The organism is Bradyrhizobium yuanmingense, from assembly GCF_025200905.1.
GTDB classification, from domain to species: Bacteria; Pseudomonadota; Alphaproteobacteria; order Rhizobiales; family Xanthobacteraceae; genus Bradyrhizobium; species Bradyrhizobium yuanmingense.
Genome location: NZ_CP104173.1, coordinates 5532913 through 5546160, shown reverse-complemented (window position 1 = coordinate 5546160; position 13248 = coordinate 5532913). Strand labels below are relative to the sequence as shown.

Here is a 13248-nt window from a genome sequence, read left to right as displayed (position 1 = left end):
TCCGGCGTTACGATAAGTTGCTACGCCGGAAGAATGTCGCTCCAACGCCGTCGAGTTCTGAGGCTGGTCGAATTCCGAGTTCGGTGAGCTCGCGCAGCAGTACGGGCATGTGCTTTCCTTGGCTCCTGGCCGCGGTGAATAGAGACACGTACTCCTCCTTGAACCTAGCGATCACCTCGTGGGGAATGACCGTCTGCGGGTTTCTCTTGATCGGGTGTCGCTGGACAATCGTCTTGAACGCACCGGCCTTCACCAGTCCGGCCATGACTTTGCTGTTGACCCGCAATACTCGGATTGCGTGGCCGGGACGAGGCCTGAGAGCTCGGCAGCCTGATCAGGGGACGAGCTTCCTCCAGGTTGACGAGCAGGGAAAGGACGCCGTCGATACCTGCCTTTCGGCCGACCCAAGAAAGGCGATCTTCCAGCACCAGTCGGACGAAATCAGCCGTGGAGCCTGTCATTCGGCCTGCAATATTGATACCCCCTAAGCCGGGGGATCGGCGTCCAAAATTGACCCCCTACAGATTGATCTGTTGCGCTGCCTGCTTTGGAACGAAGCAGGTGGTGGGGGATGCTGATCGTGGAGACGATTGCCCGGATCCGGCGCGAGCACTTCATCAAGGGCAAGACGATCAAGGAGATCGCCCGTGACCTTAAGGTGTCGCGGAACACGGTTCGGAAGGTGCTGAGGTCGGGAGAGACCTCCTTCGAGTACGAGCGGCAGGTGCAGCCGCGGCCAAAGCTCGGACGATGGGCAGTAGAGCTTGACGGGTTGCTGGCGGCTAACGCGGCTAAATCGGCTCGTGAACAGCTGACCTTGATCCGGATCTTCGAGGAGCTGCGCGGGCGGGGCTACGACGGCGGTTACGATGCGGTGAGGCGTTACGCCAGGCGGTGGAGCAAAGAACGCGGGCAATCGACCGCTTATGTCCCGCTGAGTTTTGCCCCAGGCGAAGCTTATCAGTTCGACTGGAGCCACGAGGTCGTCCTGCTGAGCGGCACCACGGTGATGGCGAAGGCTGCCCATGTCCGGCTCTGTCACAGCCGCACGCTGTTTGTGCGGGCCTATCCGCGGGAAACGCAGGAGATGGTGTTCGACGCCCACGACCGGGCGTTCGCCCTGTTCAAAGGCACCTGCAGCCGCGGCATCTATGACAACATGAAGACCGCCGTAGAGACGATCTTCATCGGTAAAGGCCGTCTCTACAATCGCCGCTTCCTGCAGATGTGCAGCCACTATCTGGTCGATCCGATCGCCTGTACGCCAGCATCGGGCTGGGAGAAGGGGCAGGTCGAGAACCAGGTCGGGCTGGTCCGGGAACGCTTCTTCACGCCGCGGCTGCGCTAGCCCGGCCAGCTCCGACGAGACGAGCGCTACTAGCAAACCCCGCCGCGCAAAGGCGTCAAAATTGGACGCCGGTGAGGGGTAAAATTTTGCAAGCCGATTGACAGTGGAGCCGTTCGTACGCTTTGCGGCCATTGAGACATCGCAGATCCCGGGACCAACGTCCGCGACTAATTCAGCCTTCCGGAAGAGGTTCGCCAGGAATTCATCGAGCTCCAGCTTGAAGTAGACTTCGTTCATCTCTCCCACGCCGACTACGTGTCGGCGGATGAGGCCGGCCTGAAAGAGGATCTGGGCCATCGGCCGGGGAGCGTTGATGTACTTCTCCACCTGCTTCATGGTCAGCGAGTTGGCTTGTCGCTTGAACAGGCGGTCCGCCACTTCGGCGTCGAACAGGAGATCCTTGTCCGCGAGCGCGGGATCGGAGATCAGGCCTTCTGCCTCGATGAGCTTCCGCAATCTCTTTGGGTGCATGTCGAATGCGATCGACGCAGTCCGGATAGGGTGCCCGGGGAGCAATCTCTCAGGGCACGGAAAAACCGAGGAGCATCTCCTTCCCTATGTGTGACCCCGGCTGAGGCAGCTAGCGACGGGCGGCTCCCTCACTGCATACGAAAGTTCAGCTGTAACCGGCTTGGCTACTCTCTTCTTGTCGAAGCGTCTGGAGCGCGACCTTGTTGGAAGTTTCTTTGAAACGACGAGCGAAAGCGGCTCGGCCGGCCTGCTTGTGGAAGGAATCCGCTTTCGTTTCCTCTATGAGGAACAGTCGCAGGAGATGGCGCAGGGTTGCATCGTCGCGTCGGCCGTGGCGGTTGGACAATAGTTCGCGAGCCGCCTCCGATTTGGCGTGGGCCGCGAGTAGCCTGGGCGCGAATATGGGATCGCGAAGTTCCGCGCTACGCGCGATCAGGATTGTTCTGACGCACCACAGAATTCTCTTCGCTTGCAATGAGGAGTTAAGTCCCTCGCCAAATCTCGCCAGGAACCATCCGAATTCGCTCGCTTTAGCTATTTCCGACTGATAGTCGGACTTGAAGCGAAAGGACTTCTTGAGCTTCAACAGATATCCTTGCGGATCGAATATCGCCTTCGCCTCGTAAACGAGGTGACAAGCAAAAAGATCGCCTTCCTTGGCGTCGAGCTTCAGCCGAAGCCACGGATACAGAAATATGGATGCGTGCCCCACCGAAATATGGCGTGTCTCGTCCTCGAGATTGATCATCAGCAGATCGGTGTCCGATCTCTCTTCATGATCCGATCTCGCGACGCTTCCGAACAGTAGGGTCGCAACTACCGACATGACCGACTGTCTGCTTGTTTCGAAGCTTGCAGACGATTTAGGAGTCGGATCAATTGACCGATCCCGATGCCTGAGCGCGCGCAAGCGCCTCGATCGCCATCTGGCGCGCTGCAGCACGTGCCTGCATGACTTCGTCTCGGTTTTGCAGGACGACCTGTTGCTTTTCGGGGTTGAGAACGCCCAGTTCGACGTCCAAATTGTATTCGCTCATGAGATAGAAGCTTAGACTTAGTCGGCAAGGACGTATCAGACGCCCGCCCGACATGGCGTGCTCTGCGGCGACGGCGACTTGACGCTCCGGCGACAGGCCTGGGTTTGGAACGATTACGAGATTGATCTTATGGATCCACTCGAAATCCCATGCAGGGTCGACAGGAGATACGCGTTGATTGCCGACGGCGCTGATGCGGCTCAAGTTGTAGTCCCGAAAGTCGTTGTGTTCGCGCGACCAGGATCGTGCATACCAACGGCCGGAGCTGTGGGCGAGCGCATGGGGAGCGATGGTCCGTGACTGCTGTTCGGAACCGGTCAAGGACGAATAGGCGATGGATATTTCAAGCCGATTGCGGACCGCATCAAGGATGCGGAGTAAGATCGCCGGATCGGTAGGTGGGCGCCCCAGAGTCACGACCTCGACCGTCGGGAGAGAATCGAACCATGTGTCCTCTTGCCGTAGCCATCCGTTCTGTATGGCGACGATTTGCAACAGATATCGCTCGACCGTTTCGCCGATGAACGCGGGCTTGAAGTCGCCGGTCCGCTTGTAGGCCTTCTCTGCGCGGTCGTACGCCAAGTTCATCGGGGCGATTTTCTCGTATTGGGCAATGTCGGCCGAGGCTTGTTGGGCGGAAATTCCGAAGGTCTCGACCATGTCGATGCGATTGAACCGGCTCGCCCAAAACAAACGAAAGTCGATGAATTCGAGCCGTCGTCGAACGCCCCACCGCAGTTTTTCGCCTGCTTCATCCATTTGGAATACCTCGCGAAAGTCGACGCTTGGTAGGATTATTACTCAAGTTACTTGACGCGATGCCGACTCCTGCCCATATATTATGGACAGAGCCTCGTGTGCGCAAAGCCTCGGGCCTTGGTTAACGCGATTGCCCAAGGGCAAGGTTTGGGCGGGACAACTTGAGAGGCACATCAATGAGCGACTTGAAGGAAAAGTTTGCGTTCGAAGTCGAGGGCGTCGAATATCTAAGCGAAAACAAAGAGATGAGCGGCCGTGAAGTTCGCTCGTATTCCGGGCACAACCCGGCGGCCGACTGGTGTCTGATCCAGATCAACGACGGCTACACGAGTTCGGTCGGTCTTGAGGCGTCGGTGAAGCTCGGCGGCGGAGCCAAGCCGAACTTCCGCACCATGAAGAGTGACCGGGTCTTCGAGTTCACAGTGGAGGATCTCGGCTGGGAGTGGGGCTTCCCGACCATCGCCGAGGCGGACGTGCGTGCCTATGGCAAGATCCCGGACGACCATGAAATCGTGGTCGAGGTGATCGGTCAGGAAGAGATCGTCGTGCCGCGTGGCGGAACGATCGATTTGGCAGGACCGAAGATCGAACGCATCTATACCCGCGAGAGCCATCTGCCAAACAAGTTGCACGTCATCTTCGTGATCAACGGCGAGCCTACTCCCGTTGAGGGTAAGCCGGCCGAACAGTTGGTCAAGCTGCTCGAGAAGGCGCTCAAGGAGAGCGAAAACACCGGCCAGCCCGTCGATGCTTGGCAGGTGACTGACGAGCCCGGCAACGTGCTGGACGTGTCGAAGACGCTTGCCGAACTCGACATCAAGAACGGGGCGACCCTGCTGGCGAGCCTCAAAGCTGGAGCGGCAGGCTAATGCAGACCGTCGACAGCGAGGTCAGCCGGCGCAAATTCGAGCGCGAGGTCGGTCATCTCCGCGAGATCGAGCCCACGCTGATCTCGCGCGGCTGGTGGGTCATGTCGGCCGAATTTCCGTACGTGAAAATCGCCTTCGCGACTGTCGGGATGCGCCCCCGGGTCATCCCGTTCGCGGTCAAGGCGAATTTCACCGACTATGATGTCCGGCCTTTGGCGATTACCTTCGTCGACCCTTTCGAGGATCGGGAACTGGCTGCGTCGGAGATGATGACGCATCTTCCGCGGCTGTTGCCGGTTGATCCCGCCATCCCGACAGAGGTCGCGGCGCAAATGCCGCCCCAGAGGATTAACCTGTACCAGCACTATCCGCACATGCCGACGGTGCCCGGCTTCCTTTGCCTGCCTGGCACGCGCGCTTACCACGAGCATCCCGCGCATTCGGGCGATCCATGGGAGCTTCATCGGAACACCGGCGAGGGGCGCCTTTTCGCCTTGCTGGAGACGGTGTGGCGCTACGGCACGGCGCCTATTCAGCAGTTTCAGTTTGCGGTCAATGTCGTGCTCGGCCAGTCAGAGATTCCGGCATGAAGGTTTCCTTGACGGAGGTCGTCTCGGTGACGCTGCCGCGTTCCATGGTGACGCGTACCCACGCGCATCTTGCCGCGACAGGCATGCGTGGCCTCGAGGGCATGGCGCTCTGGGCAGGCGTGCAGGAAGGCCAGGTCTTTAACGTCCGCGAAGTCATCATTCCCGAACAACAGGGCGTTCGCAGCGATCACGGTCTCGCCGTCATGGTGCCGGGTCCCGAGCTGCAGCGCATTAACCTGCACCTTTATAAATCAAAGTTGCGGTTGTTGGCGCAGATCCACAGCCATCCGACGCATGCCTTCCACAGCGAGATGGACGACGAATACGCGATCGCGACGGCGCTCGGCGCGTTCTCGCTGGTCGTACCGGACTTCGCGCGCGATCCCTTCTCCATTGCGCGCTGCGCGACGTACCGGCTAACGCCGCGTCCTTGGTGGAAGCCCGGTACACGTCCCGAATGGAGGTCGGTCGATGCTGCCGCCACCATCTTCAACATCGTGGAGAGCTGACGATGGGCCTTGCTCCTTTCTTCGATCGGGCGCGCCAGAGCGTTGCGCAAGTGCTGCGCGACGTTGATCCCGACGCCTTCGAGCGCCGATTGGCCGAGACGGTGGTGACGCTTGCCTTCGATTTGCAAGCGGCTTCGACCGCAGAAGGCCTGGCATCGCTGGATATGGCGGCGCGGCTCATTGCCCGGCTCTATCCACGTGTTCGCGTGCGGGTCCTTGACGGCGACGACGTGCTGGCGGACGAGCTGATCGCGTTGATGCGAAACATCAATCCGAACCTGGAGATCGTGACCGAAATCGGTGCCGAGCTCCAGGTGGCGGTGGTCGCCGGTGGAACGAAACTCGATAGCGATGCGACCATATACATGGGGTCCGACCGCTGGATCGCCCGCGTTTCGACCATTGCTCCTGTCCGCTCGGGCGGAGGTCCGAACCCTTTCGGGGCCGGTGCGGCGGCCTGTATCGCCATAGCGAACGTTTTCCGAGCGGTCTTCGCTTCATGGATGGCCAAGCCGGGGCTGGATGTCGACGTTACGTTCTCTCTTCTAAATTTCGAGATGGGAGAGCTCGCCGCCAACGTCGACATTCGCGCCGGTCTTGATTTCGGTCTGGTCCAACTCGCCGGGGTCGGTGCGATCGGAAACGCTTTCGTTTGGGCCATGTCGCGTTTGCGCGGCGTGAAGGGCGAGATCGATCTTATCGACCACGAAACGGTCGACCTGACCAATCTACAGCGTTACCTGCTCACCGCAATAACGGACGTCGACGCCTCCAAGGTTACGCTGGCGGCTTTGGCCTTGAAAGACAGCGGCATCGAAGCGCGAAGCTTCGCGATGACCTGGGCCGGATACGTGGAACAAACCGGCCACTATCGTTTCGACCGGGTGGCAGTGGCGCTAGACACCGTACGGGACCGTATCCAGGTCCAAAGCTCGTTGCCGCGGCGCGTGTACAACGCCTGGACTCAAGCCGGCGACCTCGGAATCTCGCGACATGAGTTCGACGGCAACGAGGCATGTCTGGCGTGTCTATATCTGCCGACCGGCAAGCGTCGGAACGAGGACGAGATCGTAGCCGAGGAATTGGGGTTGCGGACGCAAGAACAAGTTCTTCGCGTGCGCGCCCTGCTCCACCTTGGCACCCCAGTCGGAGAACAGTTCGTGCGGGAGATCGCCGCCAATCTCGGCACAAACGCGCAGGCGCTCTTGCCGTTTGTCGACCTACCGCTTCGTGCGTTTCGTCAAAAAGCCATCTGCGGCAACGCTATCTTGCGGGCGGCCGACGGTGCAGGGCCCGAACTCGAAGTGCCCATGGCATTTCAATCTGCGTTGGCGGGTGTGATGCTTGCGGCCGAGATCGTCGCGTCCACACCTAATGTTCGGGCTGCGCCGCCTTCAACGCGTTCGGTGGTCGATCTGACGCGTGCGCTACCCGGCCGCATCACGTTTCCTACGTTGAAGCGAGCGCCGGGACTGGTTCGGTGCATCTGCCAGGACCCAGACTACGTCAGCGTCTACCGTGCGAAGTATGGTGCAAAAGCTGTCTGACGCACGATCACAGACGAAGAATGGAAAAAGCGGTTCTCCGACCAGCGGGCAGTGGAGATCTGCATAACATCCGGAGATAGTACGTGACGGCACAGCTCCAAGGCTCTTTCCGCGGAGATCGAACTTACCAGGGGGCTTTAGTGCATCATTCCCCTTCCGAACGACCAATTAGTCGTCCTCTGGAGCTCAATCGTCCTGAATGCCGCCGTCAGGGTCCCCTATGCAGTGCAGTCTGGTTAAAGAACTATTCTCGTAAGCATTGAGAATTTGCGTTGACTCACCATCTGGTAGTTAAGTCAAAAATTCTATTTTCGAGAGGCCGTTTTGGCGGATTTTTTTGAGGTTGATTTTCTCGACGTTGAAGCGAAGAGCAGCGGCGACGCCATTTGCGTCCGGTACGAACTAGGTGGAACGACCTACATCCACCTCGTCGACGGGGGTTATCAGATGACCGGGCAGTCGGTCGTCGACCACATCAACAAGTACTACGGCAAGCCGGTCTTCATAGATCACGTCGTCTGTACGCACAATGACGGCGACCACGCCGGGGGGCTGCAGACAGTGCGACAGCTTTGCTGTCGGGGCGCTCTGGATGTTGCGGCCTTGGGAATACGCCGCGGAATTGTTGCCTCGCTTTACGACCTACTCAGACGTCAGTCGGCTGAGGGGGGTTCTCGCCGACTCGCTGATGCGGATTGGCGAGTACGTGGCCGACCATGGAATAGTCGGGGAGGGCAATTATCGCGCCGCCCGCGACCTGTTGATGGCGGCGGCTCCGCGACTGATGGGGCAGCAATTCAAGGTGGACGGCGAGACGACCATGGAGGCCGCGATCCGGACAGCGCTCAACCTCGACAGCAGCGTCTTTCCGGTGCAAGGCCCCCCGGGGGCGGGAAAGACATATACCGGCGCTCGTATGATCTGTGCCCTCGCCAACGAGGGTAAGAAAGTCGGGATCACGGCGAACAGCCATAAGGTCGTCCGCAACCTTCTGGACAAGGTCGTTTCCACCGCCCGCCAGCAGGGCCTTCCGATCGAATGCATCCAGAAGCCGTCCGAAAGGGAGGACGATGTCCCGGGACTGCGCTTCACGACGGACAACGCTGCGTTTTTCGATGCGCTGAATTCCGACTGCATGGTCGGAGGTGCGACCGCCTGGTTCTGGGCCCGACCCGACGCAACGGGAATCGTCGACGTTCTGTTCATCGACGAAGCTGCTCAGATGTCGCTCGCGAACGTTCTCGCCGTCTCGCAGACCGCGCGGAGCATCGTTCTATTGGGCGATCCACGGCAACTCGAACAGCCGATCAAAGGGAGCCATCCCGACGGAGTTGACGTCTCCTCTCTGGACCACATCGTCGGTCCCCACGCCACCGTGCCACCCGACCGAGGGCTCTTTCTCCCCGAGACCTGGCGCCTGCATCCGCAAATCTGCTCGTTCAATTCCGACATGTTCTACGACGGCCGTCTGCATCCTCATCCCGGCCTGGAAAATCAGGAGATCAGGTCGAGTGGTAGAATTTGCGGCGCCGGTCTCCGCTATCTACCCGTGGCGCATGACGGCACTCAGAGTTCGTCGCGGGAGGAAGCCGACGCGATCCGCGACCTGGTTTTTGAAATTTTCCAGCGACGCGAACAGCGTCTCGTTCAGCAATTCATCCGCCGGCCGTTGAAGCTTTCGATGAAGCCAATTCTGCATGGGTTTGCCGGGAGCGATATAGTGCCAGGCGACGCGGCTCCGATCGGCCCAAGTCAGGATCGCGTTGCTGGTGAGTTCGGTGCCGTTGTCGCTGACCACCATCTTCGGCTTGCCGCGCTGCATCACCAGCTGATCCAGCTCTCGCGCTACCCGGATGCCGGAGAGCGAAGTGTCCGCCACCAGCGCCAGGCACTCGCGGGTATGGGCCCGGTTCCATCCACTCCAGCGAACGTTCTAGAGCCGACGGTTGCCGTCACATTGACAACGGGATTAAAGGTCAGGGTGGCAAGCGCTCGGTTTTGAGTTGCCTTGAGAACGGCTTCCTCTTCATCGTCTTCTTCTGGAATGGGAAAGAATTGATCGAAAGCCTCGGACCACACGTCGGCAGCGGCTGTCTTTGTGGTGGCCGCGAGGCCTCGTTCGGCTATCGAGAGGAATCCCTCAAGCTTGTTTAGCAGCGAAGAAGAATCCTCTTGGGACAGGCGATTGAGGTTCTCTTGCTTATTTACTGGATTTTTGACGATGAACGATCGTTGCAGGCGGCCGACCACGACCCGCAGCGTTGCGTCAGAAAATCGTCCTCCCCACTCAGTTCATCCTTGTCTAGCTCTTCGAATGCATCGCCAACGAGCACGGTCAATAGTATCGACGACGGGCGCGAACCTTCTCCGAACCGCAGCGCAGCCCACATTTTGAAGTAGCGCACGAGCCGGCGGCACCGTGGTCGATCAGTTTGCGGTATGGCGTCCTTCCACCATCCATAGATTGCCTTGGGATCGCTATTCTCCCATTCGTTTTCGGCTGTAGCCAAAGCGCGCGCATCGCGATTGCTATCGAGATGGTAGGAAGGGACATCGATGTGAAAGCTATTGTCGAAATGCACCCGACTGCATTGAGCCTTAGGAGGATCTTCGACCTCGGATGCATCGTTGCCATCGTCATCGCAACAGCTCACCAAGCTCTCCTGAACGAAAGTCTTTAGATCGAGCGGGCTATGCTTGCCGTCGTCCGGCTCGCCGGCCCACTGGAAATATATGCCAACGTCAATATCGAATTCTTCTTCGGGGCTCGCTGGACGGATTTGAGTGCCGAATTTGTAAGACCCCTGCAGCCACCATGCGATCGCGCAGTCGGACCGCTTGGCGAGGTCATCTCTCAAGTAGATCGCAAGGTCATTCCAGCGCTCCTGTTGCGTGTTGTATTGCTCGTCGGAAGGGCGCACTCGCCAGTCGGGGGAAATCTCTGGCTCATCAGTGTTATAGAATAGGCTTGCAGCAATTCCCACGTCACGATGCCTTCCGATTGTAGAACTGTGCTGGCGGCGCCGTGTGCTTCAGGAACGAACGGAGGGGGCCTTTGCCGAGGTTGTCGCGAATCGAGGATTCCGAAAGTGCCCAAAGATCCCTAATGGCTCCCTCACTTGCTGCGTCCAGCGCAAGCTGTCGCTCCTGTTCAGGAGATTGTTGATGGTCAATCCGCAGATATCGAGCTTCGAGGCGGTGCCCCATCATGTATTCGGTGTTTAATTGTTGGGCTGAGATCATCACTCGCGGAAGGCGCTGGTTATCCATCCAGCCCATCCAGCCCAGATCAGTCTCACCGGAGTTAGAGAATGAGAATCGGGAGGTGGTCGTGCCGATGCTCAGGATCCAAACATCCTCAGGGTCCTGATCGAGGAAATGCTCGGTTTCGTGAAGGGCCAGATGATCAGGAGAATTTGCGTAGAGCCCGCCATCTGCGAAAAGCTCTCCGCCAATCTTGTGGAGGGGAAAGAATGTCGGCGCCGCCGACGTGGCAAGCGCGACGTCGACCACCGGCACCTTCCAGTCTCTCTGAAAATTCGGATGGTGGTCAGTCTTAAAAACCTGCGGCGAGCCTTTGGTGAGATTGACAGCTCGGCACCATAACGCGGTGTTGGAGATCCCCGAGCTTGGTCGTCTCTCCCACCAGGTCGATGATCGTCGACCGAAGGGTGTCGGCGCGATATTTTGCGCGTAGAGCGTTCGAGGCGAGGGCGACCTTTTTAGCGAGCGCACTTTGCGGCGGCGGTTTCCTAGAAAATATCTTTGGCCCATCACTCGCGATCGCATTTCTGATCTCGGCCGCTTCAACTTCGGCTGCAAGACCAAGCGCGATAATTCCGCCCACGGAGGTGCCGGCGATGAGGTCGAAGCAGGATGCGATTGGACGCTTGATCTCGTTCTCAATTTCAGTGAGGACGCAGGCAGTATAGAGGCCCATGAAGCCTCCGCCAGACAGTGAGAGGATCTGAAAAGTCAAAATAGGATCCGTAGTGTTGAAGCGACGAGCTCGAAGACGCTTAGGCCCCGGCTGGTCCCTGGGCCACGTCGATGACGTGTCGTTCGGTACCTACACTGATAACGATGGTGTAGGTTTTAGGACCGCCGCCTTGGTCAGTAGGTGGCGCAAGGTGGAGCTGCCCGCCATACCACTCGCCAGGCATCAAGGTGTTGTCCTTAATTACGGCTTGCTCCAGGGCTGCCATATTACGCTGGCCCGTCTCGACAGTAGCCGCGATCATTGCCTCGTTTTGAATGGCCGCGTTGTTCTGCGCGATCGCGGCCGCGGCTGGGCTATAGAACGTTCCAGTGCGTCCGCTGGAGGTCGTGTAGCTACCATGTCCAGCGTTCGCGGCGCTGTAAGCGTTCGCTCCCGCGGCAATACCGGTGAGGAGAGCCGCGGCGACTTGCCGATTTCGCTCCTCCTGCACTAGCATCTCGTAGGTAACCACCTTCATTTCGAAGTCGGAGCCCGCGGCGTGCTGGACGGCCTCGACCTGTCCAACGCGGAAGTCGACCGTCTGCTTGCCTAGATTGTTGATGCCGACGACGAAGACCGGCCGACCGTTCGCTTGCATTTGCCTGGACGCGGGGCGCACTAGGACGAGCGAGCTCTTTTGCCGAGATACGAGGGCGGGTTGCCCGTCCCGCATGAGCGCTTGCTGTTGCGGATTTGACGCTTTGAAAGAAACCGTCTCGCCAGTCGACACGCAGCCGCCCAGCACGGCGCAGAGCGCCACAACACCCAAACTACGCATGGAGGATCCCCGACCCGAAAAACGCATCCAAGCGCAACCGTCGCGTGAGAGCAATGGGCCAATCACTTTTTGAAGCCCGGCGAAGCGCCACCGGAGCCACTGCCGGCGGAGGTAGTATGGCACCCCTTTACGGAACATTTACTGAACTTCGGGATTGTAATTACTGCCAATTGGCAGCATGCTAATTTGCGACTCGCGAGGAGCGTACTCATCATGATGCCCGCGTCAGCCCAATCCAAGCCGTCCGCCAAGGCGATCCCCGACCTCAGCAGGGAAGAGATACGGGCTGAGCTGTCTCCCTCAGCGATCGATGCATTCATCACGCTGAGCGACATCTGGCGGCTCACCACTAAGCAGGCTGTGGCGCTGCTCGGTGAAGGCTCAGAGCGTACTTGGTTCCGAATCAAAGCGCGAGAGTGGGACGGCGTGCTTTCTCAAGATTCGCTGACCCGGGTGAGTGCATTAATAGGCATCTACAAGGGACTGCATCTCCTTTTCTCCGAAAGATTGGCAGACGAGTGGGTCCGTCGCCCTAACACCGAGGCTATTTTTGCGGGCAGCGCGCCGATCGACGTCATGATCGCCGAAGGTATTCCAGCGATGATCCGAACGCGCGGCTATATTGATGCTCTGAGGGGCGGCCTTTGAACTGCAAGCTCTCGCGCGTCACGGCCGCGCGAACAGTCCGTCTGATTTCCAATGCCAATCACAAGCCGCCTGTACTTGAGCGGCTCGCCAGCAGCTTCGGTGCTCGATCTCACCTGGAGGCGCTTGAAAGCGTCACCAGTGGCAGGCAGGAGGCGCAGCAAAAAGGCATTCCCGGCGTCGCCCCTGAAGCAATGGCCAAAGGCTACGGGTATCAATATGTCAATGCCGCGTTCGCTTACGCTCGGCCTAATGGCAGTCGCTTCAATCCAGCGGAGTGGGGAGCGTGGTATTGCGCTTTGGAGCCGGAGACCTCATTGCAGGAGGTGGCGTATCATCTAACTCGGGCGATTGAAGCGTGCGGCGCTGACTACGACAACGAGACACGTTATATCGAGTTGAGAGCGGATCTCGACGCCGAATTTGTCGATGTGCGAGGCCTCGATCCTCGTCCTGACTATCTCCACGAAGATACTGGGACAGCCTACCCGGCGGGACAAAAGTTTGCGAGTGACGCCAGAACAAACGGTCTGAACGGCATCGTTTACCCTTCTGTCCGCCATGTGGGAGGCACATGCGTTGCGGTCTTTTGGCCAGCGCTCATTCAGAATTTTCAGCAGGGTGAGACGTGGGTACTAAAGTGGGAAGGGCAGCCCGTTCCCACGATTGCGAAAATTTCTGACGTCCGCAGATGATCACTCAGCTTGGGATGTCGG

At 59.0% G+C, this 13248-nt stretch carries 13 protein-coding genes and 3 pseudogenes; 8 read left to right on the top strand and 8 right to left on the bottom strand.

Annotated elements, in window-relative coordinates; all coding sequences use genetic code 11:
- Nucleotides 1-7: 7 nt before the first annotated feature.
- Nucleotides 8-265, bottom strand: coding sequence for a hypothetical protein (locus tag N2605_RS25910; protein WP_260343584.1), 258 nt, complete (start codon nt 263-265; stop codon nt 8-10).
- A gap of 306 nt (nt 266-571) precedes the next feature.
- Here N2605_RS25910 and istA point away from each other — a divergent pair.
- Nucleotides 572-1345 (top strand): annotated as a pseudogene (gene istA, locus N2605_RS25905) (IS21 family transposase); the annotation flags it as partial.
- A gap of 619 nt (nt 1346-1964) precedes the next feature.
- On the opposite strand, the gene N2605_RS25900 reads toward istA, so the two are convergent.
- On the bottom strand, nt 1965-2567 hold the full coding sequence (locus tag N2605_RS25900; protein WP_260343583.1) for a hypothetical protein: 603 nt from the start codon (nt 2565-2567) through the stop codon (nt 1965-1967).
- A gap of 127 nt (nt 2568-2694) precedes the next feature.
- Nucleotides 2695-3615 carry a helix-turn-helix transcriptional regulator gene (locus N2605_RS25895; protein WP_260343582.1) on the bottom strand — a complete coding sequence of 307 codons (921 nt, stop codon included), beginning with the start codon at nt 3613-3615 and terminating at the stop codon, nt 2695-2697.
- Nucleotides 3616-3791: 176 nt separating this feature from the next.
- Here N2605_RS25895 and N2605_RS25890 point away from each other — a divergent pair, with 176 nt between their 5' ends.
- The 5 genes and pseudogenes from N2605_RS25890 to N2605_RS36390 all read left to right on the top strand — a co-directional run.
- Nucleotides 3792-4484: a DUF2604 domain-containing protein gene (locus N2605_RS25890; protein ID WP_260343581.1), complete on the top strand. Its 693-nt coding sequence runs from the start codon at nt 3792-3794 to the stop codon at nt 4482-4484.
- Nucleotides 4484-5074, top strand: a complete 591-nt coding sequence (locus tag N2605_RS25885) for a putative metal-binding protein (RefSeq protein WP_260343580.1) — start codon at nt 4484-4486, stop codon at nt 5072-5074. Before N2605_RS25890 ends, N2605_RS25885 begins: the two co-directional genes overlap by 1 nt.
- Before the next feature lie 8 nt (nt 5075-5082).
- Nucleotides 5083-5583, top strand: coding sequence for a Mov34/MPN/PAD-1 family protein (locus N2605_RS25880; protein ID WP_260343579.1), 501 nt, complete (start codon nt 5083-5085; stop codon nt 5581-5583).
- Between the two features lie 2 nt (nt 5584-5585).
- A complete protein-coding gene (locus N2605_RS25875) occupies nt 5586-7130 on the top strand; it encodes an E2 ligase fold family C protein (RefSeq protein ID WP_260343578.1) in 1545 nt (514 codons plus the stop codon).
- Between the two features lie 529 nt (nt 7131-7659).
- Nucleotides 7660-8421: pseudogene (locus N2605_RS36390) on the top strand (AAA domain-containing protein); the annotation flags it as partial.
- Between the two features lie 309 nt (nt 8422-8730).
- On the opposite strand, the pseudogene N2605_RS25865 reads toward N2605_RS36390, so the two are convergent.
- The 5 genes and pseudogenes from N2605_RS25865 to N2605_RS25845 form a co-directional block, all read right to left on the bottom strand.
- Nucleotides 8731-9030, bottom strand: a pseudogene (locus N2605_RS25865) (integrase core domain-containing protein); the annotation flags it as partial.
- A 304-nt stretch (nt 9031-9334) separates the two neighbouring features.
- Nucleotides 9335-10114, bottom strand: coding sequence for a CBASS cGAMP synthase (locus N2605_RS25860; protein WP_260343577.1), 780 nt, complete (start codon nt 10112-10114; stop codon nt 9335-9337).
- Between the two features lies 1 nt (nt 10115).
- Nucleotides 10116-10751, bottom strand: coding sequence for a CBASS cGAMP-activated phospholipase (locus N2605_RS25855; protein WP_260347492.1), 636 nt, complete (start codon nt 10749-10751; stop codon nt 10116-10118).
- Complete coding sequence (locus N2605_RS25850; protein ID WP_260343576.1) at nt 10687-11070, bottom strand: patatin-like phospholipase family protein; 384 nt, start codon at nt 11068-11070, stop codon at nt 10687-10689. The genes N2605_RS25855 and N2605_RS25850 overlap by 65 nt, the downstream gene beginning before the upstream one ends.
- Before the next feature lie 79 nt (nt 11071-11149).
- Nucleotides 11150-11887 carry a hypothetical protein gene (locus N2605_RS25845; protein WP_260343575.1) on the bottom strand — a complete coding sequence of 246 codons (738 nt, stop codon included), beginning with the start codon at nt 11885-11887 and terminating at the stop codon, nt 11150-11152.
- Between the two features lie 213 nt (nt 11888-12100).
- Between N2605_RS25845 and N2605_RS25840 the strand changes: the two genes are divergently transcribed.
- The gene (locus N2605_RS25840) at nt 12101-12535 is read left to right on the top strand and encodes an antitoxin Xre/MbcA/ParS toxin-binding domain-containing protein (protein ID WP_260343573.1); all 435 of its coding nucleotides are present in this window, start codon (nt 12101-12103) and stop codon (nt 12533-12535) included.
- A complete protein-coding gene (locus N2605_RS25835) occupies nt 12532-13227 on the top strand; it encodes an RES family NAD+ phosphorylase (RefSeq protein ID WP_260343571.1) in 696 nt (231 codons plus the stop codon). Before N2605_RS25840 ends, N2605_RS25835 begins: the two co-directional genes overlap by 4 nt.
- The last annotated feature ends 21 nt before the right edge of the window (nt 13228-13248 follow it).